We start from the raw sequence: 23,480 nt of genomic DNA, 5'->3' as shown, positions 1-23,480 counted from the left end.
GCCAGCGCCAGCAGGCGCCGCACCTGATCTGGATCCTTGGCCCGCGCCGCCAGCCGACGGGTCCGCGCGGCGTCATAATCGACTCGAAGCTTGATGGCAGACATCCACAATCTCCCTTGTAACCACGAGAGTGAATCACTGTTCGGCCCGTCAGGGAATCCTGGCGGAGTCAGAGCTAGGGGCTTTTGGTATTAGTATTGGGTCATGGCCAACTTCGCCCAGATCATGATCGAGGTGAAACCCGTCGGGGTCGTCTGGATCCTTGAGTGCGATGGGATTCTGGAAATCCAGCTGTTCAAAACGGGCGGTGAGGCCGAGCGCAGCGCCGTTCGACTGGCCACAGCCCCCACCAGCCTGGGCTGGTGCGCCAGGGTGGTGATTCATGACCTAACCGGCGTGATCGCCGGTCAGGTCGAAGTCACTCTTGATAAGGATCGTCAGGTCCGCTGGCTGCAGACCATCCACTAGGCACGGACCCTGTCCCTGGCCACAACCGCTGTGGTCGCGTCGTAGTCCAAAGGTGGGGCGGCGTTGTGCTCGCCGTCGCTCTCTGCGGCTTCTTCGACGGCATCCTGCTGGATCAGATCCTGCAATGGCATCATCTGCTCAGCCTCGTGCCTGGACCGCCCTACTCGCTAGAGCCCTTTCCGACCTGATGGCTTCATCAGGGTCGGGCGAAAATGGCTATAAATCAGGAGTTTAGAGCATTTTTCGATCCGATAACCGTTTCACACTTATCGGAAAATGCTCTAGGATCGCTGGCTGGGGGCTCTACCGCCATGGCGCGCTGCTTGTCAGTTCCGCCGGGCCGTCGGGCTGCGCGGCGTGGACGGCGCCATCCTGATGCGCCTGCCACCGGCCAGGGAAGCCGCAGGCAGTTGGCCGCTGTTCGCGTCAGGTCAAGCTGCAGTGGCGGCCAACGCGGCCAGCACGGCGGTGCAATTGAGCGGCTTGGAATGACGCGCGACGTGAGCGTAGGCAGCGGGAAGCACGTCGCTGTCGTAGCCCGTGCGGAAGATGAATGGGACGTCGAGCGCCAGGAGCGCGTCGGCCACAGGAAAAACCTTCTCGCCGCGCAGGTTGATGTCGAGCACAGCGCGGTCGAGCCGCGGACCATGCGCCTGGATCAGGGTAAGCGCATCTTGCACGGTCGGCGCGGGTCCGATCACCTCGGCGCCGCCGTCCTCCAGCCGCACGTCATGTCGGCGGCCACGGCGTATTCGTCTTCAACGACGAGTACGCATACGGCCTCGAGCGGGCGTTCCTGTACGTCGGTCAAGGCTTGGGCGCTCCCGGCGCAGCCTTCACCGGGACGACAATAACGCAGTGAACGCCTTGCGGGGTAAAGGTCAGCGCTGTCTTCGCGCCAAGTTGATAGGGCAGGGCGCGCTCGATCAGTTCGCGTCCATAGCCTTGACGGGTCGGCGTCGCGAACGGCATCGAAACACCGGTCTCGCGCCAGTCCAGCGTCACTTCTGGCCGCTCGGGTTCCCCGTCCAAGGACCAGATGACCGACAGGCGGCCCTCGGGATGCGCCAGAGCTCCGTACTTCAGGGCGTTCGTGGCCAGTTCATGCACACCCAAGCCAAGCGCCTGGGCCGAGATCGCGGGCAGGGCCACGGCTGGACCCTCCATAATGATCCGGTCACTTTGCAAGGCCTCATTGGCATGCGCCGCCAACTCCCCCTCGATCAGCCCGCGCAGTTCGATGTCCTGCTGATCGACCCGGGCCAGGAGGCTTTGCACGCGGCTGAGCGCGCGCAGTCTGTTTTCGAATTCCGGCTTGAACGCCTTCAGGGAGGGACTGTTGCGCATGGTCTGGCTGGCGATCGCCTGAACCACCGCCAGGAGATTGCGCGTGCGGTGCTGCAACTCGGCCATCATCACCTGCTGGCGATCCTTGAGGCCGCGAAGATCGTGGATGTCGGTCATCGTGCCCACCCAGTCGCCTGGAGGGCTCGGCGCCTCCATGGGGCGTGCGCGTGTCTGGTGCCAGCGATACTCGCCGTCCGACGCGCGCCGGACACGGTGCTCGAAATAGTATTCGCCCGTCCGCTCGGCTTCATCCCAAGCCGCGAGGGTGGGCTCGCGATCTTCGGGGTGGAGCGCGTCCAGCCAACCCAGAATCAGGCTGTCATCGAAGCTCTGGCCGGCGAATTCAATCCACTGGGGACTGGGCCAGGTGCGCTCGCCGTTCGGCCGGGTTTTGAACACCAGTTGAGGAATGTTTGTCGCCAGCACCCGGAAGCGCTCCTCGCTTTGACGGATCTGGTCCTCGGCGGCGTGCTGCTCGCCGCGATCGCGACTGATCTTGACGAAACCGCTTGCGTCGCTGAGCGGCATCATCAAACCCGAGGCCCAGAAGACCGAGCCGTTCTTGCACTGATGCCATCGCTCGTCGATGGCTCGACCGTTCTGCTCGGCCATGCTTTGCTCGCGTTCCGGCGCGCCGACGTCACGGTCTTCAGGCGTGAAGATTACGTCGGCGGGCGAGCCGAGCATCTCGTCAGGCCTGAAGCCGAACTGACGCTCCGCGCCGATGTTCCAGCTGGTGACCAGGCGATTCCGATCGATCGTGAAGATCGCGAAGTCGTGCGAGCTTTCCACGATAAGGCGCAGCAACTCTGCGCTCGGGGTGTCCGATATCGTGCCCACGGGCGACGCCTCATCTCTCAAGGCCCACGCGCGAGATCATGCGGCGGGGCTCAGCCTCAACCGCCCCCATGTCCGCCGGTTCCCCAGCTCCGGTCTAAATACCAAATGATATTGTCAAAACTTTCTGGGAATTACAGTGAAATAGCGAAAAGACAATGAAATCTTCTTTAAGGGAGTTTCTCCTCGTAGATATTGTGTCTCTAAATATTTGAGAGACATTTGATTGTTCGTCCGTGGTTTTACCGTCAGGGAAAGTAGCGGCCAAGGCGACCGGCAAAGAACTGGCGGGCCCTGATCGCGGCTCGGCGCTCGCCAGATGCGCCGCAAAAGCCGAACGGCGTTACCGACCATTTGATGGGCGCAGGCAGTTCAAACAGCGGGAAATGCAACTTCAACCGACCCGCCGCACTAATCTTGCGCCGCCGCCGAAGCGACGGCCTGCGAGCCTCGTCCCCATCTTCGGCGGAGCAAGGCCCCGGCGTCCCCTGCGCCGGGGCCACCCCCATGGCGGCCAGACCCGCCGCGCCCCCTGAAGGACATGACTGGCGGCCATGGCCCGGAGAAATGCATCGACGCCGTCGGCGCCGAGGCCCACGGCCCCACCCCAATGCTCGAGCTGATCGACCGCGCCCAGACCGCGTTGAAGCTGGAGACCGAGCGGCCCGTGGCGTTGCGCGAGGCGATCATGGCCTGCAAGGCGGACGGCGCGGTCTCGGTTCCCGGCGTCTATGTAGGCCTTTCGAACATGATCCCGATGGGCGCGATGATGAACAAGGGCCTGACCCTGCGCACCGGTCAGACGCATGTCCGGCGCTGGGCCGACGATCTGCTGCGCCGGATCGAGGAGGGTCAGATCGATCCGACCTTCGTAGTCACCCATACCGCGCCGCTCGGACGCGGGCCTGAACTGTACAAGACGTTCCGCGACAAGAAGGACGGTTGCGTGAAGGTCGTGCTCAAGCCCTGACACCCGAGAAGAACCGGATGCGGTTCACGCCAGCGGTCCTGTGGCGCGGGGCTCGTCGTGTTCAGCCGGCGCGAAACTCGCAGATCTCCGCCAAGGCCGAGCGATCCTGCAGGATCGCCGAGCCTCCGTGCAGCTCGACCAGCCCTTCACGCCGCAACTGTTGCAGGGTCCGGTTGACGTGGACAAGGCTAAGGCCCAGCGCGTCCGCGAGGATTTCCTGCTTTACGGGCAGACGAAAGCTGTCGCCGTAGGTCTCGCCGACCTCAGCCAGGCGCGCATGAAGCTCCAGGAGCAGATGCGCGCAGCGCTCGTACGCGGTTTGCCGGCCCAGGCGCACAACCTGGTTGATCAACCGCGTCTGCTGCTGATCCGAAGCGATGGCCAGGGCGCGACTGAGGCCGGGTGACCCCGTGATCTGGCCGATGAGCGATGGTCGGACCCGCTGGACCCTCACGGGAGTCACGGCGACGACCCTGGTGCTCTCGCGCGACTGGGTGAGCAGATCAAACCCCACCGCGTCGCCAGGAAGCAGGAACGCCACCATCTGGCGGCGCCCGTCGTCGAGCTCCCGGACCAGACACGCCCATCCAGACAGCATGAAAAAAGGCGGCGCGCCCGGTCGTGACGGATGCAGCACGTCGTTGGTTTGATAACTGTCGGGAGCGTGCAGCGCCGTGTCCAGACGCGCGATCTCGACGTCTTGCACGCCGTAGGCCAGTAGTCGGCGCGTGAAGCTTCGCACTCTAGAGATTGGCACGAAACCTGACTCGGCGCTCAGCATGACGGACTCGTTTGGTGATCGTCACGGCGAAACCAGCAACGCCGGACGCAGTAATTTTCGAAACCTAGTCTACTCATGCTCGCTACAACACTGAGCGGGCCTCGTCCCAAATACACCTTGTTCCGACGCCAGAGCTGGGTCGAGTCGGAATGACAAGGCCGCGTTGCTTTTTTCCGTGAAACGGAATGCTATACTGGGCCGAAGGAAGCGAGGAACAATGGCAGCGCTTTTGGGAGCGATGAACCGCCCGGGCGAAGACCGCTTGTTCTCAATGGCTTGGGAACAGACGCCCCTCGGACCGCTCGATCGCTGGCCAGGCAGCCTGCGCGCCGCCGTCGACCTGATGCTCGGCGTTGGCGCGCCGGGCGCGCTGTTCATTGGTTCTCAGCTGGTGCAGATGCACAACCTCGCCTTCGACACCCTCTATCGCGATGGGTCCGCTGCGTCCTACGCACTGGGCCGATCTCTCAAGGGGGACGATCCAGACGGGAGCTTGGCCGAGGCCGCCGTCAGGGTGTTCACCGGACATAGCGTCGTGCTGGCAGGCCAGGCCTGGATGATCGGCGCGTCGGCCGGCGAGCCTGCATTCAGCCTGTCCTGCGCCCCGGTGCGAGACGAGGCCGGGCAGGTGAGCGCCATGCTCGTGCTGGCCTTCCCCACCAGTCCGGCCAAGTCGGACTCCGGCCCGCACATTACCGAGTTGCAGCACCGCATGCGCAACCTTCTGGCGGTGGTGAGGTCCCTGGTCGCGCGCAGCGCCGAAACCAGCGACACGGTTGAAGACCTGGCCGCCCATCTGGACGGCCGCATCGCCGCTGTGGCCCGCGTCCATGGCGTGTTTCTGCGCAATCCCCAGGCGGGGGTCGATCTGGAAGGGTTGATCCGCGACGAGCTGCTGACCCAAAGCGCCGATGACGACCGGCTTAACCTTGGCGGACCGGAGATCATCCTGCCGCCCAAGGCGGCAGAGTTGATGACGCTGGCGATCCATGAGCTGGCGACCAACGCCACGAAATTCGGCGCGCTGTCGCAAGCTTCAGGAAAACTCGAGATCGCCTGGTGTCTGACGGACACCGGCTCGTCAGGGCGCCGTTTCGAACTGGTCTGGACGGAAACGGGCGTCGCCATCGCCAGAGGGGCTCCACGCCGGGAAGGTTTCGGGACAAACCTTCTCAAACGTCGACTACCCTACGAACTGGATGGTGAAGCCGACATAGTGTTTCGCCCCGGTGGCTTGGTTTGCCAGATTGCTTTCCCGTTTGCGCCTGCCCACGCGACGGAGGCCGCGGCTGTGTTCGGCGTGACGAAGGCGGCAGGGGACGACGCATGACGATTTCACAGAAACTGGCTGGCCTGGATGTGCTGCTGGTCGAGGACGACTACTATCTGGCCGATGACACCAAGCGGGTCCTGACGGCCGCCGGCGCAAATGTGGCCGGTCCCTATGCGCGTGTCGCCGAAAGCCTTTCAAGGGTCGCTCAAGGCCGCGTCGATTGCGGCGTTCTCGACATCAATCTTGGCGAGGGGCCTTCGTTCCTCACCGCTCGCGCGCTGCGGCAGCGCGATATCCCCTTCGTTTTCGTCACCGGTTACGGACGAGAGATTCTGCCAGACGATTTCGGCGATGTGGAGCTGCTGGAAAAGCCGGTGGATGCCCGGGCCCTGATCGACGCGGTCGTCAGAGCTTGCCGCAAGCCCGGCGCGCCGGGCATTTGAGTTTCCGCGGCCGCCCGGAGGTCAGCGGGCGGGACGGCGCGAGGAGATCTGGCCTTATGCGAGGAAGGCGTGCACGAGGGTGGCGGGGCCTTAGGCTTGCGCCTGGGTCGGTGGCTTCAGGCGGGCCGCCGCCACCGCAGCCGCATCCGATAACGGGCGAAAGCACGCCGGGTCGAATTCCGCCAAGGCGACCAGACCGTTCCAATCGAGAATGGTCAATTGTCCGCCGTGCAAGGTCGCCAAGCCCGTCATCTTGAGGGTTCGCAGGATGCGGTGGGTGTGGACGGCCGAAAGACCCAGGGCGTCAGCGATGTCCGATTGCAGTGCGGGAAAGTGGCAGCGGCCGTCATGCGCCAAGGCCACCACCTTCTGTCGCGCGTAGATCTCGCAAAACAGGTTGGCGGTTCGCGCCACGGCGGTGCGCCGCCCAAGCCCGACCATCCAGTTGCGCTGCAACCGGGCCTCGGTCATGACCGCACGGCAAAGGGCCGCGAGCAGGTTGGGGTGTCGCCTGATCAGTGTGGAGACTTCACGGGTCGTGGTCTGACGGATCTCGCAATCGCCGAGCGCGCGGACTTCGTGATCGACGCCCGTGAAAAGGCCGCTCAGGTCGAGCAGGTCGCCGGGGGTGGCGAACCCCAGGATCTGCCGCCCGCCATCGGCGAGCACATGCTGGCGCACCGCCATGCCACGGGCCAGAACTCTAAACCGAGACGGCGCTGCGATCTCGACGATCGCTTGGCCGGCGGGGACTTGGAGCACCGATTGGGAGCAGTCGGACAAGCTGTCGCGAACATCGTTCTGAACCGGCCCGAAGCGGTCGATGCTCGCGGTGAGCAACCGGTTCATTGCGTTCGGCTCCGCGCCGGTCGGCCCACGACTGCGACCCGTTCATCGTTGCGCCAGATCTCGACCCGCTCGCAACTGCGATGTTCCGCTAGAAGGCTCGCCGCGTGCATCGTCGGTTCGCGACCGCCGACGGCGACATCGATATCGACAAAAGTCGCGGTTTGATTTCTGCAGACTCCAATATAAACGTAATTGATCATGATCGGTCCCCGGATCACATAGAAAATAACCGTAAATGATCGCGTGATTATTGACCTTGATATAGGTTAAAAGGGTCGTGTTTATTTTTCACGCGATCCATTTAAGTCAACTCGCCTAGCGGTAGATGGTTCAAGCGACAATTTTATTGCATGTACTGTAGAGCTTGTGCTTGAGCGCCGATCCGTCAGTCCGCCCTAGGTAGACCAACAGGTTGGCGCCCAGCCGGGTGGATGAGCCACGCCCGAAATCCGACCGGGAGAACGTGGCCGCCATCATTTGATCTAAGCTTAACTGCAACTCAAGGCTGCCGGGCAAGCCGCCGATCCCACTTCGTCGTGCAGCCGACCCAGGTCGATTTGGGCGATAGCCTCGGCCTGACCCCCGTGCATGCGAAAGGGTGATGGTGGAACTACGCCATCAAGGCCCGATAGAATGGGTAGGTTCTCAGGGATGATCCTGGATTGGCCTCGGCTCGAGGCCATCGCCGGCTTCGATCCGACCTATCTGCACCTGGACCGTGATCCCGTGTGAGGCTCTCTGTACGGCGACGCCGCCTTGGTCAGTCGCGCCAGCCGAAATACGGCTTCAGCAGCCGGACATCGACGGGCTTGGACAGGATCGGGATGTCTTTGTACAGGGCGGGAATGTTCTCCCGCTCATACCCTGTAGCGAAGACGTAGGGAACGCCAAGGGTCGTGAGCACGTCGGCCAGCGGAAAGACCATCTCGCCACGCAGGTTGATATCCAGCACGGCGCCATCGATCGGCGTGGTCTCGATCAGCGCCAAGGCCTGCGCCAGCTGACCGACGGGTCCGACGACCTCCGCGCCCAACTCGGTCAAGGCGTCGGTCAGGACTTCCGCCAGCAGGTACTCGTCCTCGACCACCAGAATGCGAGCAGGGCGGGGCGCGTCAGTCATGGTTCGGGTCGCCCCCGGATTTGGCGGCCGGTAGAGGAAGGTCGATCACGCAGTGGACGCCGTCCGACTCGAACCGGAAATCGGTCTTGGCGCCGAGCTGATAGGGCAGGGCGCGTTCGATCAACTGTCGTCCATAGCCGCCGCCGCGCGCTGGTTCGTCCGGACCCGGCATCCCCGGCACGCCGCTCTCGCGCCAGTCCACCACCAGATGGTCCGGCCCGGGCGGCGCCTGGCGCACTTGCCAGCGAACGACGAGCCGCCCTTCCGGATGGGTCAGGGCGCCATATTTGATCGCGTTGGTCGTAAGCTCGTGCAGGCCAAGCGCCAGGATCTGGACATGCATCGAGCGCAACTCCACGTTCGCAGGACCATCCAAAGTGACGCGTAACGGCTCGCTGTCTCCGGAAAGAGGGACATGAGCGCTCAGCTCCTCGCTGAGCAAGGCGTCGAAAGTCACCCGAGCGCCGTCGGGACGTCGCGACAGCAACCCCTGAACGCGGGACAGGGCCCCGAACCGTTCGCTAATGCGGTCCCTGGCGTCGGCAATGTCCCGGCTGCCGGCCAAACTCTTGCGGACCACTGTTTCCACGATAGCCATCAGGTTGCGCGTGCGGTGTTGCAGTTCGGCCATCAGGATGGCCTGGCGCTCCTGCAGCTGTATCAGCTCGTGAATGTCGGTGACGGCCCCAAACCACTGGCAGACGCGCCCGTGGGCGTTGCGCAGCGGCTCGCCACGCACCAGGAACCAGCGATACTCGCCGCTCCTGTGGCGAATCCGATGCTGGCGCTGGAAGGACTGCCCCGAGTCCAGGGCCGAGGTCCAGGCGTCGTGCGAGCCCTGGCGATCGTCGGGATGAACGACCTCGGCCCAGCCAGATCCGTTGGCCGTCTCAGCGGTCTGTCCGGTGTAGTCGTACCAGCGGGTGTTGTACCAGGTGACGGCGCCGTTGTTCTCGGCGCGCCAGAGCAGGTCGGGCACGACGTCGGCAATGGCCCCCAGGGCGGTCTCGCTGACCTGCAGCGCGGCATTGGCATTGGCGATCTGGCGCGTGCGCTCGTCGACCCGCCTGTCGAGGTCGCGATTTGCCAATTGCAGGCTGGTATTGGCCGACTCCAGTTCCTCGGTCAGCACTTGCAGTTCTTCGAAGGCGACGCGAAGCTCTTCTTCGCTTTGGCTCAGCCGTTCGGACTTTACGTCTTCGGACGTCGCCACCGATGAAGTTGCGGTATATTCCAGGCTCGCCGTCCGCAGATCGCGGGCCAGGCTGGTGACGCGTTCGAGCAGGCGGTTGCGATCCTCGATCAGCCGGGTGTTGTCCTCGACCGAGCTCTCCAGAGCGGTTCGTAGCTGCTCGACCTCGTCGCGTAGCCGTGAAGCCTCCTGTGCGTCAGTCTCAGTACCTGGTTTTTGCGTCATTAAGGGTCCCCTGACGACCTAACGCTGCAAGAGCGCGAAAGTCGCACACGGCGCGAAGCTCAAAGCACCTTTTTTGTCCGCCAGCCGTTTGGCTACAAAGGAAATTGCAGATGCAGACCAAGGACATCATCGTCATCGGGGCCTCGGCGGGAGGTGTCGAGGCCTTGCGTCGTCTCTGCGCTCAGTTCCCGGCCGACCTACCCGCTGCTGTTTTCGTGGTCCAGCATTTGTCCCCCGCAGGGCGCAGCGTGTTGCCGCAACTGCTGGACAGGGTCGGACCACTGCCCGCGACCGCGCCCGTGGACGGCGAAGCGCTGCAAACCGGGCGGATCTATGTGGCAACGCCTGACCACCATCTCCTGCTTAGAGACGGACATATGCTGCTACGTCGTGGCCCCTACGAAAATCGCACGCGTCCGGCCATCAATGCGCTCTTTCGCTCGGCGGCCGTAGCTTACGGCTCGCGGGTGATCGGCGTGGTGCTGACGGGCTTGCTGGACGACGGCACCGACGGGCTGATCGCCATCAAGGCCGTGGGCGGGACGTCGGTGGTGCAAGACCCCGAGGACGCCGAGTGGCCGTCGATGCCGCGTAACGCCATCAAGCGCGACCACGTCGACTATATTGCGGTGCTGGACCAAATGGGTGCGTTGTTGTCGCGCCTGTCGCGCGAGGAAGCGGGGTCAAGCCTTCCCGTGCCGGAGGACTATATAGCCGAGGACCGCATCGCCGCCCAAGACTTCGCCTCTCTCAACAAGGCCGTGGAGACCCCGGGCCGCGCCAGCAAGATGGGATGTCCCGATTGCGGAGGGGTGTTGAACCAGATCCAGACCGACAGGGAGATCCGGTTCCGCTGCCAGGTGGGCCATGCCTTCTCCCCGCTGGGCCTGGCCACCAAGCAATCGGAAGAACTGGAGCGCGCCCTGGGCGTGGCGGTGCGCACCCATCGCGATCGAATGCGCCTGTTCACCCAAATGAAGACCAGCGCCGCCGATCGGGGCCTGCCCCACGCTACGGCGCGTTGGGCGACCGCCTTTGCCGAGGCTGAGCAGTTCGTCGCGGTGCTGGAAAACGCCATGACGCATCTGCGCAGACCGCCGAGCGAGGGCGAGGCGTAAGGCCCACAGATTGTGGTGGCGCCCAAACCGCTCCTGCGATCACTCCGGTTCGCGCAGTGTCGCCATTAGCATCGGCGGAACTTCCTTGGCGAAATACCGGAACGCCATCTGGACGGCCCGGCTGGCGTCTTGGGTCCGCAAGCTGGTCGAAAAAACGATCTCGTCTTCCCCTCCGGCCACCAGGGTCTCGAGCCGCGTCTTGAGGTCCTGTCTGTCAGGCGCCTCGATCAGCTCCAGGAGGTTCATCTTCGTCAGCTGAGCCTGACTGTAGCCCAACCCCCGCCGGGCGGCCTGATTGACCTGCCTGAAGGCCAATGTGTCCGGGGTCAGGAAGCAGATCTCACCTAGGGCGGTGTCCATCACCCGGCCAAGATACTGGCTGTAGTCCTCCGCGCGTCGCTCCTCGGTGATGTCCTGGAACAGGATCACGACGCCATGACCGTCGCCGGCGTCGTCGAGCAGCGGCGAAATGCGGACGCGGCAAATGATCGGCCGCCCGCGTCGATCCAGGCCTTCCAGCACCTGCTCGGCATATTCTGCGCGGCCGCTCTGCACCAATTCCACCTCGGCGCGCAGCCGGTGCACGGGCAGGCCGATGTCCAGAGCGTCGAGGCTGACGCCGATCGCTTCCTCCGTCCGGGGACCCCAGGTGGCCTCGTTCCAACGATTCCACCCTTGCACCCTGTTGCGCGCATCGATGACGATCACTCCGCCGTTCATCGCCCTCAGCACCGATTCCAGATGCAGGCGGTAGCTGGTCGCCTGCTGGCCCTGAAGGCGCAGCTCCTCATTGACCGATTCCATCTCCTCGTTGCTGGAGCGGGCCTCCTCGTTCAGCGTCTCCAGTTCCTCGTTAATCGACTGGAGTTCCTCATTGGTGGTCTCCAGCTCCTCATTGGTCGACTGGAGCTCCTCGTTGGTGGTTTCCAGTTCCTCATTGGCCGACTGCAGCTCCTCGATGGAGTTTTCGAGGTTTTCCTGAAGAACCTCCAGCTCACGCCGCAGCCCATAGCCCTGGGTGTCGTCGCTGAAGGACAGCAGCACCGCATGGACCGAACCGTCGGGGCGATAGAGCGGCCGCACGTCAATGGTCAGGCGGATGGCCTCCAGACCTGTCGGCCGGTATTCCTGATCGCTCAGGCGCACTGAGCGCCGATGACGGAACGCCGCGTCGATCTGCGCGCGCAGCTCGACCGGCCGATACGAGATCGGCAGGTCCTGGAACGGGCGGCCGACGTCCGGCTCGCCCACGCCCAGCAGCCCGTGAGCGGCGAGGTTGGCCAGGATCACCACGCCTGTTTCGTCGATGACCAGAAAGGCCGTCGAGGCCTCGTTCAACACCAGCTCGAACAGTCGCGGATCGTTGGAAGACGCTTCCGGTCGAGATCCCAGGGTCGCTCCAAACCCCGGGTTTAAGGGGCGTCGCCACTCCTGAGGCACCTTGGTGAAGATGCGATGCTTCATCTCGAGCGGGTTGAACAGGCCCGAACGCGCCAGCTGGGTCTCGGCCTTGCCCAGGAACATATAGCCGTCGCTGGCCAGAGCGTAATGCAGGCGCGGCAAGACGATGTCCTGAGTTTCGCTCTCCAGATAGATCAGCAGGTTGCGGCAGACCAGCAGGTCGATCCGCGAGATCGGCGCGTCATAGACCACGTTGTGGCGGCCAAAGATCACGCTTTTGCGCAGGTCGCGCTGAAAGACGTAGTGGTTGTGGGATCGCTCGAAATAGCGCTCCAGATACTCTGGCGGCACGCTCTCGACGTCGCGTGGCAGGTAGGTGGCCACGCGCGCGGTCTTCAGCGCCTCCTCATCCAGGTCGGTGGCGTAGATTTTCACCCGCTCGCAGGTTTCCTTCACGCCCAAGGCTTCGGCGAACAGCATCGCTAGCGAATAGGGTTCTTCTCCCGAGGCGCAGCCGACGCTCCAGACTCGGATGTGCCGCCCATCCTTGGCGTTGGCCACAACCTCGGGAATGACCTGATCGCGCAGCGCCGCCCAAGCCTCTTCGTCACGGAAGAAAGAGGTGACGTTGATCAGCACCGTGTTGAGCAGGTCCTCGAACTCGCCGGGATGGACCTCCAGGTGAGCCTGGTAGGCGGCGAAGGTCTGGACGCTCACTGCTTCCATGCGCAGCGCGATGCGACGACGCAGACTGGCGCGCTTGTAGCCGCGAAAATCCATCCCGCGGCTTTGCTGGATATGGCCAAGCAGCGTCTCGAACTCGGGATCGGCGGGCGTTTTCTCGACCATGCGACGCACGACTCCAGCGAATCAAAGACCTTTCGTAGCCCCTCGGCGGCGCAAGTCTATACCAGAGCGTCAGTCTGGACGCCTTCGCACGGGCGGGCCGTTGAGGTCCGGTAGACTGCGGCGGGAACTACTCGATCCTGGTGGGAACGGGCTCCAATTCCTGCGGAGACGAACCGGCCGGCTGGTCCAAACGGCAGCTTAGGCGACCTTGCCGGCGGCAATATTTCGGATCGGCGTCGCAAGCACCACGTCCTTGACCCAGTCGCGGCGTTTGGAGACATGCGACAGCATGCGACTGCGACGATAGACCTCAGCGGTGTGGAGGATGTCGTCTGCCGCAATGTTCTAGAGCCCTTTCCGACCTGATGGCTTCATCAAGGTCGGGCGAAAAGGGCTCTAAATCAGAAGTTTAGAGCATTTTTCGATCCGATAACCGTTTCACACTTATCGGAAAATGCTCTAGGCAGCGAGGCAGGTTCATTTTCGGCGAGAAGCAAAGACGCCGTTTCTATTCCGCTGCGTGAGCGAAGGGCTCAGTATTGATTTTGCGGCAGCGGGAGGGGAGCGCCAGGTGGTCGGCCTGATTGTCGGTGTTGCGCACCCAAGCCCTGTCCCCATGGACGGCCAAGACTTCGAAGTGCGGAAACAGGTTGGAGCCGGTGCGCACGAGGTCTCCAACAGATATGACTTCGTCACAATCCCTGTCGTGCCGGATGGCGAACACATCCGAGTAACTTGATGGCGACATTGCCGAATCCTCCCGATCAATAGGAGACAATAACTCCCTGAATCTGAACGTACCCCGACCGTTTATTGGGCATGATGTCGCACCCTGCTAATAGTCCGCTCAGGTCGCGATATCTGTAGTTGTCCGGGTGGTTCTTCAATATTCGTCGCGTCTTGGAAGGTGTCGATGTTACAGCAAGGTACAGAAAAGGGCTGGATTCCGTGTGTCGTGACAAGTCTTGGCTGGGCCATGGTAAAGCTACGATCAGGACCTGAGGTGTCACAATACGGCGCGCATCTAGTTCGCGGAATACGCAGGGAAATGAAAATTGAGCCGGCGAAATCTGTGCCCGCCGCCACTCCATCGCAATGAACCGTGACGGCTCAGGTTCACAAGGCCTAGTGGATAGAACGCGACGCTTGAGTCCCTCTGGAAATCGCTCGATCCCTTTCCCGAGAAGGATTTAGGCGGGTTCCTAGCGACTGAATCTCACCACTAGCGGCTTGCAGGTGGCGATGCCGAATTTCGAGCACGCGCGGGTCGACTCGAGATCGAGCGACCCGCGCGGCCAGGCTAGACGCTTTCCAGGGTCCGAGTTTCCGCAGCGGCGGGTGCGAGCCGTTGGGTCAGTGCTTCCAGTTGGGCGTAAAGCGCTTGCGGCATGCGCGAGCCGAGACGCTTGTAGGCGTCCAGTATGAGGGCGGCTTCTTCCAGCCAGATCGACTTGTCGACGGTCAGCAGGAGGTTCAACGCCGCCTCGTCGAGGTCGAGACCCGAGACATCCAGCGCGCCCGGAGCGGGAAGGCGGCCGATCGCGCTGTCGGAGGCGTCCGCCTCGCCCTCCAGGCGCTCGACGATCCATTTGAGGACGCGGGCGTTCTCGCCATAGCCCGGCCAGACGAACTTGCCGGCCTCGTTCTTGCGGAACCAGTTGACGAAATAGATGCGCGGCAGCTTGGCCGGATCGGCGCTGGCCCCTATCTTCAGCCAATGGCTGAAATAGTCCCCCATGTTGTAGCCACAGAAGGGCAGCATGGCGAAAGGATCGCGGCGGAGCTCGCCGATCTTGTTCTCGGCTGCGGCTGTGCCCTCCGAGGCTACGTTCGAGGCCAGGAACACGCCGTGCTCCCAATCGAAGGCCTCGGTGACCAGCGGCACCGCCGAGGCGCGGCGGCCGCCAAACAGAATGGCCGAGATCGGCACACCGGCCGGATCTTCCCATTCGTCGGCGATAACCGGGCATTGGCCCGCCGGTACGGCGAAACGGGCGTTGGGATGGGCGGCGGGCTCGCCGAGGGCCGGGCTCCAGGCGCGGCCTTTCCAGTCGGTCAGCCCTTCGGGCGGGGTAGGGCTGAGGCCTTCCCACCAGACGTCGCCATCGGCGGTCAGGGCGACATTGGTGTAGATGCAGTTGGCGTGCAGGGTGTCTATGGCGTTGCGGTTGGTCAGGACGCCGGTGCCAGGAGCGACGCCGAAGAAGCCAGCCTCGGGATTGATCGCATAGAGCCGGCCGTCGGCGCCGAACCGCATCCAGCAGATGTCGTCGCCGATGGTCTCGGCCTTCCATCCGGGCAGGGTGGGTTGCAGCATGGCCATGTTGGTCTTGCCGCAGGCGCTGGGGAAGGCGGCGGCGACATAGTGAACCTTGCCAGCCGGCGAGGTCAGCTTGAGGATCAGCATGTGCTCGGCCAGCCAGCCCTCGTCGCGGGCCATCACTGAAGCAATGCGCAGGGCGTAGCACTTCTTGCCCAGAAGGGCGTTGCCGCCATAGCCCGAGCCGTAGGACCAGATCTCGCGGCTTTCCGGGAAGTGGGCGATGTACTTGTCGTCGTTGCACGGCCAGGCGACATCTGCCTGACCCTCTTCGAGCGGCGCGCCCAGGCTGTGGAGCGCGGGCACGAAGAAGCCGTCTTCGCCCAAGGCGTCCAAGGCCGCCTGACCCATCCGGGTCATGACCCGCATCGACACGGCGACATAGGCGCTGTCGGTGATCTCGACCCCGAGCGCACTGATCGGCGAGCCGACCGGCCCCATCGAGAACGGCACGACATACATCGTGCGCCCGCGCATGCAGCCGTCGAACAGGCCGTTCAGGGCGGCGCGCATTTCCAGGGGATCGCGCCAGTTGTTCGTCGGGCCAGCATCTTCCTGATCCTGCGAGCAGATGAAGGTGCGGCTCTCGACGCGGGCGACATCGCGCGGGTCCGAGGCGGCGTAGAAGGAGTTGGGGCGCAGATTTGGGTTGAGGCGCTTGAGCGTCCCGGAGGCGACCAGTTCGCCCGTCAACCGTTCCCATTCGGCGTCGGAGCCATCGCACCAGTAGATGGCCTTGGGTTTGGTCAGGACGGCGACTTCGTTGACCCATGTCACGAGCCGCGCGTGTTTGGTCGGGGGCGCCACGGCGCCCGGCCCATCGTTCTGCATTGCTCACCTGCCTGCGCATTTTGGCGAAACTATTGTTCACCTTGATTGGCAGTATAGCGCGCTGAGACCTCGCCGATAGACTGCGTGCGCCATGACAACGTTGTCGCTCCGAAATCGTTGGCAATCTAGCCTGCCAAATCTGCTCGGTGATCGCTTGCGATACTCGTCGTATCGTCCTGGCGATGATCAATTCGCGTGGGCGTATAAAATTAAGCGCTCGGGAGAAAGCGCTTGGCTTTGTTCCCGATCAGGGCGCCCGGCTTGGCCGAGATGCGTCAAGCCGCCACGAGGAGAACAGCGCCGGCTCGGTTGCGAGAACGCCGTTCGGTCTTGCTATTGAAACTCGGGCGCGGAACACCCAACCTTTTGGCACGTTGACCTCGGCCGGGTCTGAACCCGGCCTTGGCCGCCAGGAGAGCGCATGAGCCCGGACGACCTGCACGCTTCGGAGGCTGTCGAGGTGTCCGCCGCCCAAGACCTGGAGCGCTATCAAGCGATCCGGCGACGCACCGAGGCGTTGGCTGCACCGCTTTCGCCCGAGGATCAGGCCGCGCAGTCGATGGCGGACGCCAGTCCCACCAAGTGGCATCGGGCGCACACGACCTGGTTCTTCGAAACCTTCCTGCTGAGCCCCTATCTCGCAGGCTACGAGGTCTTCGATCCTCGCTTCGGCTATCTGTTCAACTCCTATTACGAGACCCTTGGAGCCCGTCAGCCAAGGCCGGCGCGGGGCATGTTGACCCGTCCGTCGAGCGCGGAGGTCGGCGACTATCGGGCGCACGTCGATGCGGCGATGGCTCGGCTTCTGCATGGCGCGCTTCGGTCTCGCGAGGTGCTGGAACGCCTGAACCTGGGTCTTGCACACGAGGAGCAGCACCAGGAACTGCTGCTGATGGATATCCTGCATCTCTTCGCTCAGTCGCCGCTGGACCCGGCCTATCAGGTCGAAACCGGGCGGCGCGGCCAAGGGGCTCTGGATCCCGAACGCTTCGTGTCGTTCGAGGGCGGCGTCGTCGAGATCGGGGCCGGGGAGGCCGGTTTCGCATTCGACAACGAGCGCCCGCGACACAAGGTCTATCTGGCGCCCTATCAACTCAGCGATCGCCTGGTGACCAACGGCGAATGGATCGCCTTCATAGAGGCCGGGGGCTACGCCAAGCCCGAGCTCTGGCTGTCCGACGGCTGGGCTCGCGCGGTCGAGGAGGGTTGGCAAGCGCCGCTCTACTGGCGGCGCGCCCAGGATGGCTGGACAGTCATGACCCCCAGTGGGCGCCGACCCGTGGAGCCCGGCGAGCCGGTTTCGCATGTGAGCTACTATGAGGCCGCCGCCTACGCGGCCTGGTCGGGGCGACGCCTGCCGACCGAGGCCGAGTGGGAGGCCGGCGCGCGCGCGCCGGGAGCCGGCGGCCTGCGCCAGTTGCACGGCTATGTCTGGCAATGGACCTCGAGCAGTTACGCTGCCTATCCGGGTTTCCGGGCGGGAACGGGGGCCCTGGGCGAGTACAATGGCAAGTTCATGGTAAATCAGATGGTGTTGCGGGGCGGTTGCGCTGCGACGCCGCCTGGCCATACACGGGCAACCTATCGCAACTTCTTCCATCCGGAAAAGCGTTGGGCCTTCGCCGGCGTTCGACTCGCCGACGACGGCAAGGCCAAGGAGGTTCCGGCCGACAACGGGTTCCTTCAGGACGTGCTTTCGGGTCTCTCGGCTCATCCAAAGACGCTACCCAGCAAGTATTTCTACGACGCAGAGGGCTCGCGTCTGTTCGAAGCAATCTGCGATCTGCCGGAATATTATCTGACCCGGACCGAGACGGCCCTGCTCCGCGAGATCGCGCCGGAAATCGCCGCGCGCATCCCGGATGGCGCCGTATTGGTGGAGTTTGGTAGCGGGGCCAGCGTCAAGACACGGATCCTTCTGGACGCCGCGCCGCAGCTCTCGGCCTATGCGCCCATCGATATCAGCCAGAGCGCCCTGGACGCGGCTGCGGTCTCGATCAAGGCCAGCTATCCGTCCCTGACGGTGGCGCCACTGGTCGATGACTTCACCCAGGCCCTCCGGTTGCCCCAGGCTGTGGCGGGCCGGGTCGCGGTAGGCTTCTTCCCGGGATCGACGATCGGCAATTTCCCGCCTGCGCAGGCAGAGGACTTCCTGCGCAGGGCGGGCGACCTGCTGGGAGAAGGCGCGATGATGGTGGTGGGGGCGGACGTCGCAAAGTCGGCCCAGGTGTTGATCCCCGCCTATGATGACGCCCAGGGCGTAACGGCGGCCTTCAATCTGAATATCCTGGCGCGGGTCGATCGCGAACTGGGAGGCGATTTCGACCTGACGGCCTTCGCGCATCAGGCGGTCTGGAATGAAGCGGATAGCCGGGTGGAGATGCATCTGGTCAGCCGAAAGGTCCAGAGCGTGACGATCAGCGGACAAGTCTTCGGCTTTGCAGTGGGTGAGACCATCCACACCGAGAACTCGTACAAGTACCGTCCATACGCCTTCGAGGCGATCGCTCGGCGGGCCGGCTGGAGCGTTTCGCGCAAGTGGGAAAGCGTGGAACCCGGGTTTGGGGTCTATGCCCTGACCCGATAGTCTGGCGCACGAACGCGCGCTGGACGGGGGATCCAGCGCGCGAGCGCGATTGACGAGGTCTAGAGGCTAGTCGTCAGGCCGAAGGCTGCGGGAGGAAGATCCACCCTTGCGGCCAGCATTGGCGGCCAGATCACGGTCCTTGGCGAAGCTTCGCTTCTCACTGGGAACGCTGGCCCCGCCCTTGCGCGCGATCTCGCGGCGACGTTCGGGGTCCATGGCGGCGAAGCCGCGGCGGCCACGGGGCCGTTCGCTGTCGAGGTCCATATGATGCTCCTAATCGATACTGGTCATGGTCTACGAACCGGGCGCGGCGTCGTAGGGGCGGTCGTCCCCAGGATCGACCGGCGACGCGGGAGAGGGCATTTCATCGGGCGTCGATCCCGGGTCGTATTCCGGAGGCTTGGGCTCGATGGGAGGTGGTGCGTCGGGGTCGGTCATTTACGTCGTGTCCTGCGCGTTCAGTGACGTAACCGGCGAAGCCGCGTTCGGTTCACGCCAAAGCGTGAGTAAATGCACGCAACGGGCGCAAAGGGCGTCAGGCCAAGGAATTCAGAGCTTGTCAAAGACCATGAAGTCGAAGGTTGGCGCCCATATCACGGCGCCCCACTGGCGGCTTGGAGCGGGTTGCGTCGCGGGCCTGGCCGCCTGGGCGGCGGCGTTCTGGTTGCAGGCTCCGAAAGGCGCGCACCTGCTGCTGGGCTGGGATGTGGCGGCGATTACCTATCTGGCGCTGACCTGGCGGATGTTCCTGCGCGCCGAGGAGGCCGAGATACGCGACCGGGCCGCGCTGGAAGACGAGGGCCGGTCGGTGCTGTTGCTCATCGTGCTAGCCGCTATCGTCGCCAGTCTGGGCGCGGTGGTCGACGCCATGGTCGCGGCGCGGACCGCTCAGGGCGCGGCCAAGGCATTCATTGCCGTCAGCGCCGGCGCGACCCTGATCCTGTCATGGCTGGTGCTGCAATCGGTCTTCGTGCCCCACTATGCCCACCGCCATTTTGGCGACGGCACGAGCAAGGGCGGCATAGGTTTTCCGGGCGAGCCGCCTACCAGCTACATGGATTTCGTCTATCTGGCGTTCAGCGTGGGGGCCACGTTTCAGGTGTCGGACAACACCATCCTGACCTCGCGCCTGCGCCGGCTGGTTACCGCCCACGCGGCGACCGCCTTCGCCTACAACACCGCCATCCTGGCGCTGGGGATCAACATCATCGCCGGCGTGGTGAGCGGTTAGCGCCGCGATCCTGGACTGGCGTCTTGGGCAAATCGTCCAAGTGCAGGACCAGATCCTGATCGGCGTCGAGCAGCGCGAAGCGCGACCTTGCGGCCTTGAGGGCCTCGTCTCTGGAAATGCGGCGGTTAAAGTCGGCGTCCGCGCCCATGACCGGTTGCGGTTCGGCAAGCAGCGCGTAGGGCGCGGCGCCTTGCATTCCGCCGCCGACCAGCCCGCCGCGCTTGCGGGGCGGGCCACCGCCCGAGCCGCTGGGGCCGGCGGCTGGATTGGCGCCCAGCAGGATTTCGGGGGCGACGTTCTTCTCGTAGGCCGAGACCTCGAAACCGTCGATGTTGTCCTTGTCCGCGTCCAGAACGGTGAAGAAGCGTCCGGCGTCAGCGACGAACTCATCACGCGACAGCGCGCCGTCATGGTTGGCGTCGGCGCCGGAGAACCAGGCCGCCACCGGATAGGGGGCGTCATCCTGCGCTCGGAAGGGCTCGCCTGCGGGGCTGATGAAGAGTTGATGGCGGGCGCGTCCCGGGCCCCGTTGGCCGTCGCCGGGTGGCGCTTCAAAGCCCCGACCGGGCTTGGGATCATCGGGCGAGGCGTAGGCGCCGGTGGAAAGCGACAGGGCCCCGAGCAGCGCGCAGACCAGAACACGAGATGTCATGAGCAACTCCTTCCTCCAACATCAAGCGCGGCCGGGTTGCCTGCGAATGTCAGTTGCGAAGCCTCGCCTTTCGCGCTCGCAACAAAGCGCCGCCTTGTCGCCTAGATCGGCAGGCGAACGCAGGCGCGCAGGCCGCCTTCGGGCCGGTTGGCCAGGGTGACGTCGCCGCCATGGGCTCTCGCCAGGGATCGCACGACCGCCAGACCCAGGCCGATGCCGCCCGTTTCGCGGTTTCGCGACGGCTCGCCCCGGAAGAACGGCTCGAACACTCGATCCAGTTCGGCGGGGGGAATTCCGGGGCCGTCGTCGTCGATCTCGATGATCGCCATGTCACCCTCGGCGCACACCCGGCCGCGCGCGACCTGGCCATATTTCAGGGCGTTCTCGACCAGATTGACGACCAGCCGCTTGAGCGCGATCGGATCGCCTTCAATAACGATCTTTTCGGCCTGTTCGACTGTGGCGAGGCCGCCGGTCTCGGCGGCTTCATCGACGACGCTTTCCAGCAGGGAGGCCAGTTCCAGCTTGGTGCGTTCGGCGGGGCGGGTGGTGTCGCGCACGAAGGCCAGGGCGGCCGAGATCATCGCCTCCATCTGGTCGATGTCGGCGGCCAGCTTGGCGCGCACCTCGTCGGGCGTGGCCTCGATACGGAAGCGCATGCGGGTCAGCGGCGTGCGCAGGTCGTGGGCGATGGCCCCGATCATCGCTGTCCGATCCTCGACATAGCGCCGCAACCGCTCCTGCATCATGTTGAAGGCGTTGGCGGCGGCCATCACCTCGGTCGAGCCCGAAAGCTCCAGCGGAGCGGCGCGCGGATCGCGGCCCAGGCGCTCGGCGGCCTCGGCGAAGGCGGTGATCGGCTCGGCCAGGCGGCGGGCGAAAAGCCAGGCCAAGGGAGCGACAGCCAGCATGGACAGCACCAGGATCAGCAAAACCCGTTGCTGCCAGCTGTCGAAGCGGAAGCTGGGCTTGGGCTCGACCACGACCCAGCCGCCGTCGCTCTGGCGCACGCCCAGCTTGAAGTCGCCGAAGATGAACGGCTCGTCGCGGGCCGGGCCGGGCCGGGCGCCACGCTCGCCAGGCGGCGGCAGTTCCCGGGTGATGAACTGATCGCGCGGGCCGCCGGGACCGCTGTGGCCACCCCGACCGCCCGGTCCACCCCGTCCGCCGGGGCCGCCCGAACCGCCGGGGTGGTCTATCCTGTCACTCTTGAAGCGCCGAACGAAGAACCGGGGGCCGTTGTCGGTGACGATCTCGATGCGCGCCGGGGCCACATCGATGGCGCGGCCGATGCCAGCCTTGAATTCGGCCCGGCGTGGGGAATCAGGGCCGCCGGAAGGCATCTTCGTGCGGGTCTGAACGATCAGGGCGCGGCCGTCGCGCGGCTGTACTGGCTGGCCGGTCTTCAGGGCCCGCGTGATTTCCGACAACCGGTAGAGCTCGGGCGGCGGCGGCGGCAGGGTGAAGATGACGGCGATGGCGATCAATTGCGCCGCCACAAGGGTCAGCGTCACCAGTCCCAACGCCTGCATGAACAGCGGCGCGCCGCGACCACGCTGGCTCATGGGGTGCGAACGACCTTGGCGGTGAACATGTAGCCTTCGCTGCGAATGGTGCGGATCAGCTCACTGCCGCCGCCATCGTCCAGCTTGCGTCGTAGCCGGCTGATCTGGACATCGATCGCGCGATCATAGGCGTCGGAATCGCGGCCTCGAGCAAGATCAAGAAGTTGATCGCGGGTTAGCACCCTCTGGGGACGTTCGACGAAGGCGCGCAGCAGCGAGAACTCGCCGCTGGAGAGATTCACGACCACGGACTGGGGCGAGCGAAGCTCGCGGCGCACCAGATCGAGCCGCCAGCCGGCGAACTCGCAGGCCGCGCCCATGCCGTCGTCGCTGTTGCGGGGTTCCTGCCGGCGGCGCAGCACCGCACGGATACGGGCTAGCAACTCGCGCGGATTGCAGGGCTTGGGCAGATAGTCGTCGGCGCCGAGTTCGAGGCCGACAATGCGGTCGGTCTCCTCGCCCATGGCCGACAGCATGATGATGGCCGGGCCGTCCTGCGCCGAAAGCCGACGGCAGATGGCCAGGCCGTCTTCGCCGGGCAGCATGATGTCGAGCACCACCAGATCAACAGGTCCGCGCGCGAGGACCTGTTCCATGGTCCGGGCGTCGGAGGCGGTGTCTACCGCATAGCCGTGGCGTCCCAGAAATTCGGACACGACATCGCGAATGCCGGGGTCGTCATCGACGATGAGTATCCGCGACGCCGCGCCGCGCGGGGTCTCCGGGTCGGCCATAGGGCCAGTCTGCGGGATGGTCTCCATGAGACGCTCCTGTCATATCCCCGTGGCCCCCTGATTTCACGCTTGAAACAGCGGCGCAACCCAGCTGTGTGACTTGGACCCGATCCGCCAAGGAGCTCCTGATAAACCGTCTTCCCTCGTTTCTCGCGGCCATCGCGACATTCTGCGGCGCCGCTTCGATGGCTCAAGCTCAAGGACCCGGCGGCGGGCGCTCGCAGGATGCCGACGGCGACGGCAAGGTAAGCGCCTCGGAACATGCCGCCTGGGGCGTTCAGCGCTTTGCGCGCATGGACGAGAATGGCGACGGCGTCATCGGCAAGGCCGAGGCCAAGGCCATCCGAAAACGCGCGGCCGATCGCATGATGAACGCGGGGGTGCCGCCCTCTATCATGGCCGCCCGGGCAGATCCGATCGCAGAGATGGACGCCGACAAGGATGGCCAGGTCTCGCGGGAAGAGGCGGCGGCGCTGCAGCAGGCCCGCTTCGCGGCGGCCGACCAAAATGGCGATGGCGCGCTAGACGCCGCCGAACAGGCAGTTTCGCGCCCGGGGGCGCCTCCGCGCGGCTAGATGTTTGGTCCCGGACTTTGATGGTGCACTATTTTCCGATGGTTGGAAGGATGCGCTATGGGGCAGGTACACCACGGGAGCGCCACAACGACAGCGGCGGTCCGTCGAGCGG

Annotated in this window: 22 protein-coding genes; 9 read left to right on the top strand and 13 right to left on the bottom strand. The window is 64.5% G+C overall.

Annotated elements, in window-relative coordinates; all coding sequences use genetic code 11:
- Positions 1-204 precede the first annotated feature (204 nt).
- Entirely contained in the window at positions 205-468 is a 264-nt protein-coding gene (locus ACP69S_RS20590) for a hypothetical protein (RefSeq protein ID WP_426000434.1), read from the top strand.
- Positions 469-533: 65 nt separating this feature from the next.
- Positions 534-656: a DUF2243 domain-containing protein gene (locus ACP69S_RS20585; protein WP_426000432.1), complete on the top strand. Its 123-nt coding sequence runs from the start codon at positions 534-536 to the stop codon at positions 654-656.
- Positions 657-899: 243 nt separating this feature from the next.
- On the opposite strand, the gene ACP69S_RS20580 is transcribed toward ACP69S_RS20585, so the two are convergent.
- The gene (locus ACP69S_RS20580) at positions 900-1,196 is read right to left on the bottom strand and encodes a response regulator (protein ID WP_426000430.1); all 297 of its coding nucleotides are present in this window, start codon (positions 1,194-1,196) and stop codon (positions 900-902) included.
- Positions 1,197-1,275: 79 nt separating this feature from the next.
- Complete coding sequence (locus ACP69S_RS20575; protein ID WP_426000429.1) at positions 1,276-2,622, bottom strand: sensor histidine kinase; 1,347 nt, start codon at positions 2,620-2,622, stop codon at positions 1,276-1,278.
- Positions 2,623-3,193: 571 nt separating this feature from the next.
- Between ACP69S_RS20575 and ACP69S_RS20570 the strand changes: the two genes are divergently transcribed.
- A complete protein-coding gene (locus ACP69S_RS20570) occupies positions 3,194-3,622 on the top strand; it encodes a hypothetical protein (protein ID WP_426000427.1) in 429 nt (142 codons plus the stop codon).
- A 61-nt stretch (positions 3,623-3,683) separates the two neighbouring features.
- On the opposite strand, the gene ACP69S_RS20565 is transcribed toward ACP69S_RS20570, so the two are convergent.
- A complete protein-coding gene (locus ACP69S_RS20565; protein ID WP_426000425.1) occupies positions 3,684-4,403 on the bottom strand; it encodes a Crp/Fnr family transcriptional regulator in 720 nt (239 codons plus the stop codon).
- 163 nt (positions 4,404-4,566) lie between these two features.
- Here ACP69S_RS20565 and ACP69S_RS20560 point away from each other — a divergent pair, with 163 nt between their 5' ends.
- On the top strand, positions 4,567-5,733 hold the full coding sequence (locus tag ACP69S_RS20560) for a sensor histidine kinase (protein WP_426000423.1): 1,167 nt from the start codon (positions 4,567-4,569) through the stop codon (positions 5,731-5,733).
- Positions 5,730-6,119, top strand: coding sequence for a response regulator (locus ACP69S_RS20555; RefSeq protein ID WP_426000421.1), 390 nt, complete (start codon positions 5,730-5,732; stop codon positions 6,117-6,119). The genes ACP69S_RS20560 and ACP69S_RS20555 overlap by 4 nt, the downstream gene beginning before the upstream one ends.
- 90 nt (positions 6,120-6,209) lie before the next feature.
- Here the strand turns inward: ACP69S_RS20555 and ACP69S_RS20550 are convergent, their stop codons facing one another.
- From ACP69S_RS20550 to ACP69S_RS20540, 3 genes are all read right to left on the bottom strand, one after another.
- Complete coding sequence (locus ACP69S_RS20550; protein ID WP_426000420.1) at positions 6,210-6,968, bottom strand: Crp/Fnr family transcriptional regulator; 759 nt, start codon at positions 6,966-6,968, stop codon at positions 6,210-6,212.
- A 760-nt stretch (positions 6,969-7,728) separates the two neighbouring features.
- A complete protein-coding gene (locus ACP69S_RS20545; RefSeq protein ID WP_426000418.1) occupies positions 7,729-8,088 on the bottom strand; it encodes a response regulator in 360 nt (119 codons plus the stop codon).
- Positions 8,081-9,505 (bottom strand): sensor histidine kinase, encoded by a 1,425-nt coding sequence (locus ACP69S_RS20540; RefSeq protein ID WP_426000417.1) that lies wholly within the window; start codon positions 9,503-9,505, stop codon positions 8,081-8,083. The genes ACP69S_RS20545 and ACP69S_RS20540 overlap by 8 nt, the downstream gene beginning before the upstream one ends.
- Before the next feature lie 110 nt (positions 9,506-9,615).
- Here ACP69S_RS20540 and ACP69S_RS20535 point away from each other — a divergent pair, with 110 nt between their 5' ends.
- Positions 9,616-10,623, top strand: a complete 1,008-nt coding sequence (locus ACP69S_RS20535; protein ID WP_426000415.1) for a chemotaxis protein CheB — start codon at positions 9,616-9,618, stop codon at positions 10,621-10,623.
- A gap of 39 nt (positions 10,624-10,662) precedes the next feature.
- Here the strand turns inward: ACP69S_RS20535 and ACP69S_RS20530 are convergent, their stop codons facing one another.
- On the bottom strand, positions 10,663-12,873 hold the full coding sequence (locus tag ACP69S_RS20530; protein WP_426000413.1) for a CheR family methyltransferase: 2,211 nt from the start codon (positions 12,871-12,873) through the stop codon (positions 10,663-10,665).
- A 1,300-nt stretch (positions 12,874-14,173) separates the two neighbouring features.
- Positions 14,174-16,024: a phosphoenolpyruvate carboxykinase (GTP) gene (locus ACP69S_RS20525; protein ID WP_426000411.1), complete on the bottom strand. Its 1,851-nt coding sequence runs from the start codon at positions 16,022-16,024 to the stop codon at positions 14,174-14,176.
- A 421-nt stretch (positions 16,025-16,445) separates the two neighbouring features.
- On the opposite strand from ACP69S_RS20525, the gene egtB reads away from it, so the two are divergent.
- Complete coding sequence (gene egtB / locus ACP69S_RS20520; protein WP_426000409.1) at positions 16,446-18,611, top strand: ergothioneine biosynthesis protein EgtB; 2,166 nt, start codon at positions 16,446-16,448, stop codon at positions 18,609-18,611.
- Positions 18,612-18,677: 66 nt separating this feature from the next.
- Here egtB and ACP69S_RS20515 read toward each other — a convergent pair whose 3' ends face one another.
- Complete coding sequence (locus tag ACP69S_RS20515) at positions 18,678-18,875, bottom strand: general stress protein (RefSeq protein WP_426000407.1); 198 nt, start codon at positions 18,873-18,875, stop codon at positions 18,678-18,680.
- 30 nt (positions 18,876-18,905) lie between these two features.
- Positions 18,906-19,049, bottom strand: coding sequence for a hypothetical protein (locus tag ACP69S_RS20510; RefSeq protein WP_426000405.1), 144 nt, complete (start codon positions 19,047-19,049; stop codon positions 18,906-18,908).
- 130 nt (positions 19,050-19,179) lie between these two features.
- Between ACP69S_RS20510 and ACP69S_RS20505 the strand changes: the two genes are divergently transcribed.
- A complete protein-coding gene (locus tag ACP69S_RS20505; protein WP_426000403.1) occupies positions 19,180-19,842 on the top strand; it encodes a DUF1345 domain-containing protein in 663 nt (220 codons plus the stop codon).
- Here ACP69S_RS20505 and ACP69S_RS20500 read toward each other — a convergent pair.
- The 3 genes from ACP69S_RS20500 to ACP69S_RS20490 all read right to left on the bottom strand — a co-directional run bounded on the left by ACP69S_RS20500 (position 19,817) and on the right by ACP69S_RS20490 (position 22,793).
- The gene (locus ACP69S_RS20500) at positions 19,817-20,494 is read right to left on the bottom strand and encodes a hypothetical protein (RefSeq protein WP_426000401.1); all 678 of its coding nucleotides are present in this window, start codon (positions 20,492-20,494) and stop codon (positions 19,817-19,819) included. The genes ACP69S_RS20505 and ACP69S_RS20500 overlap by 26 nt on opposite strands.
- Positions 20,495-20,595: 101 nt before the next feature.
- Positions 20,596-22,059 carry an ATP-binding protein gene (locus ACP69S_RS20495; protein ID WP_426000399.1) on the bottom strand — a complete coding sequence of 488 codons (1,464 nt, stop codon included), beginning with the start codon at positions 22,057-22,059 and terminating at the stop codon, positions 20,596-20,598.
- Entirely contained in the window at positions 22,056-22,793 is a 738-nt protein-coding gene (locus tag ACP69S_RS20490; RefSeq protein WP_426000435.1) for a response regulator, read from the bottom strand. Before ACP69S_RS20490 ends, ACP69S_RS20495 begins: the two co-directional genes overlap by 4 nt.
- Before the next feature lie 185 nt (positions 22,794-22,978).
- Between ACP69S_RS20490 and ACP69S_RS20485 the strand changes: the two genes are divergently transcribed.
- Positions 22,979-23,368 (top strand): EF-hand domain-containing protein, encoded by a 390-nt coding sequence (locus tag ACP69S_RS20485; RefSeq protein ID WP_426000398.1) that lies wholly within the window; start codon positions 22,979-22,981, stop codon positions 23,366-23,368.
- The last annotated feature ends 112 nt before the right edge of the window (positions 23,369-23,480 follow it).

The sequence above is a fragment of the Caulobacter sp. DWR1-3-2b1 genome (assembly GCF_049895765.1).
GTDB lineage: Bacteria > Pseudomonadota > Alphaproteobacteria > Caulobacterales > Caulobacteraceae > Caulobacter.
Note: the sequence above shows the minus strand (reverse complement) of the source record. Positions and strands in the feature narration are given on the sequence as shown.

What these genes read in the sequence shown, in the direction of transcription:
- ACP69S_RS20525 (WP_426000411.1), bottom strand. Translation starts at nt 16,024, where the DNA reads ATGCAGAACGATGGGCCGGGCGCCGTGGCGCCCCCGACCAAACACGCG.
- ACP69S_RS20485 (WP_426000398.1), top strand. Translation starts at nt 22,979, where the DNA reads ATGGCTCAAGCTCAAGGACCCGGCGGCGGGCGCTCGCAGGATGCCGAC.
- ACP69S_RS20495 (WP_426000399.1), bottom strand. Translation starts at nt 22,059, where the DNA reads ATGAGCCAGCGTGGTCGCGGCGCGCCGCTGTTCATGCAGGCGTTGGGA.
- ACP69S_RS20500 (WP_426000401.1), bottom strand. Translation starts at nt 20,494, where the DNA reads ATGACATCTCGTGTTCTGGTCTGCGCGCTGCTCGGGGCCCTGTCGCTT.
- ACP69S_RS20590 (WP_426000434.1), top strand. Translation starts at nt 205, where the DNA reads ATGGCCAACTTCGCCCAGATCATGATCGAGGTGAAACCCGTCGGGGTC.
- ACP69S_RS20545 (WP_426000418.1), bottom strand. Translation starts at nt 8,088, where the DNA reads ATGACTGACGCGCCCCGCCCTGCTCGCATTCTGGTGGTCGAGGACGAG.
- ACP69S_RS20570 (WP_426000427.1), top strand. Translation starts at nt 3,194, where the DNA reads ATGACTGGCGGCCATGGCCCGGAGAAATGCATCGACGCCGTCGGCGCC.
- ACP69S_RS20555 (WP_426000421.1), top strand. Translation starts at nt 5,730, where the DNA reads ATGACGATTTCACAGAAACTGGCTGGCCTGGATGTGCTGCTGGTCGAG.
- ACP69S_RS20505 (WP_426000403.1), top strand. Translation starts at nt 19,180, where the DNA reads ATGAAGTCGAAGGTTGGCGCCCATATCACGGCGCCCCACTGGCGGCTT.
- ACP69S_RS20530 (WP_426000413.1), bottom strand. Translation starts at nt 12,873, where the DNA reads ATGGTCGAGAAAACGCCCGCCGATCCCGAGTTCGAGACGCTGCTTGGC.
- ACP69S_RS20565 (WP_426000425.1), bottom strand. Translation starts at nt 4,403, where the DNA reads ATGCTGAGCGCCGAGTCAGGTTTCGTGCCAATCTCTAGAGTGCGAAGC.
- ACP69S_RS20515 (WP_426000407.1), bottom strand. Translation starts at nt 18,875, where the DNA reads ATGGACCTCGACAGCGAACGGCCCCGTGGCCGCCGCGGCTTCGCCGCC.
- ACP69S_RS20535 (WP_426000415.1), top strand. Translation starts at nt 9,616, where the DNA reads ATGCAGACCAAGGACATCATCGTCATCGGGGCCTCGGCGGGAGGTGTC.
- ACP69S_RS20540 (WP_426000417.1), bottom strand. Translation starts at nt 9,505, where the DNA reads ATGACGCAAAAACCAGGTACTGAGACTGACGCACAGGAGGCTTCACGG.
- ACP69S_RS20550 (WP_426000420.1), bottom strand. Translation starts at nt 6,968, where the DNA reads ATGAACCGGTTGCTCACCGCGAGCATCGACCGCTTCGGGCCGGTTCAG.
- ACP69S_RS20490 (WP_426000435.1), bottom strand. Translation starts at nt 22,793, where the DNA reads ATGGCCGACCCGGAGACCCCGCGCGGCGCGGCGTCGCGGATACTCATC.
- ACP69S_RS20510 (WP_426000405.1), bottom strand. Translation starts at nt 19,049, where the DNA reads ATGACCGACCCCGACGCACCACCTCCCATCGAGCCCAAGCCTCCGGAA.
- egtB (WP_426000409.1), top strand. Translation starts at nt 16,446, where the DNA reads ATGAGCCCGGACGACCTGCACGCTTCGGAGGCTGTCGAGGTGTCCGCC.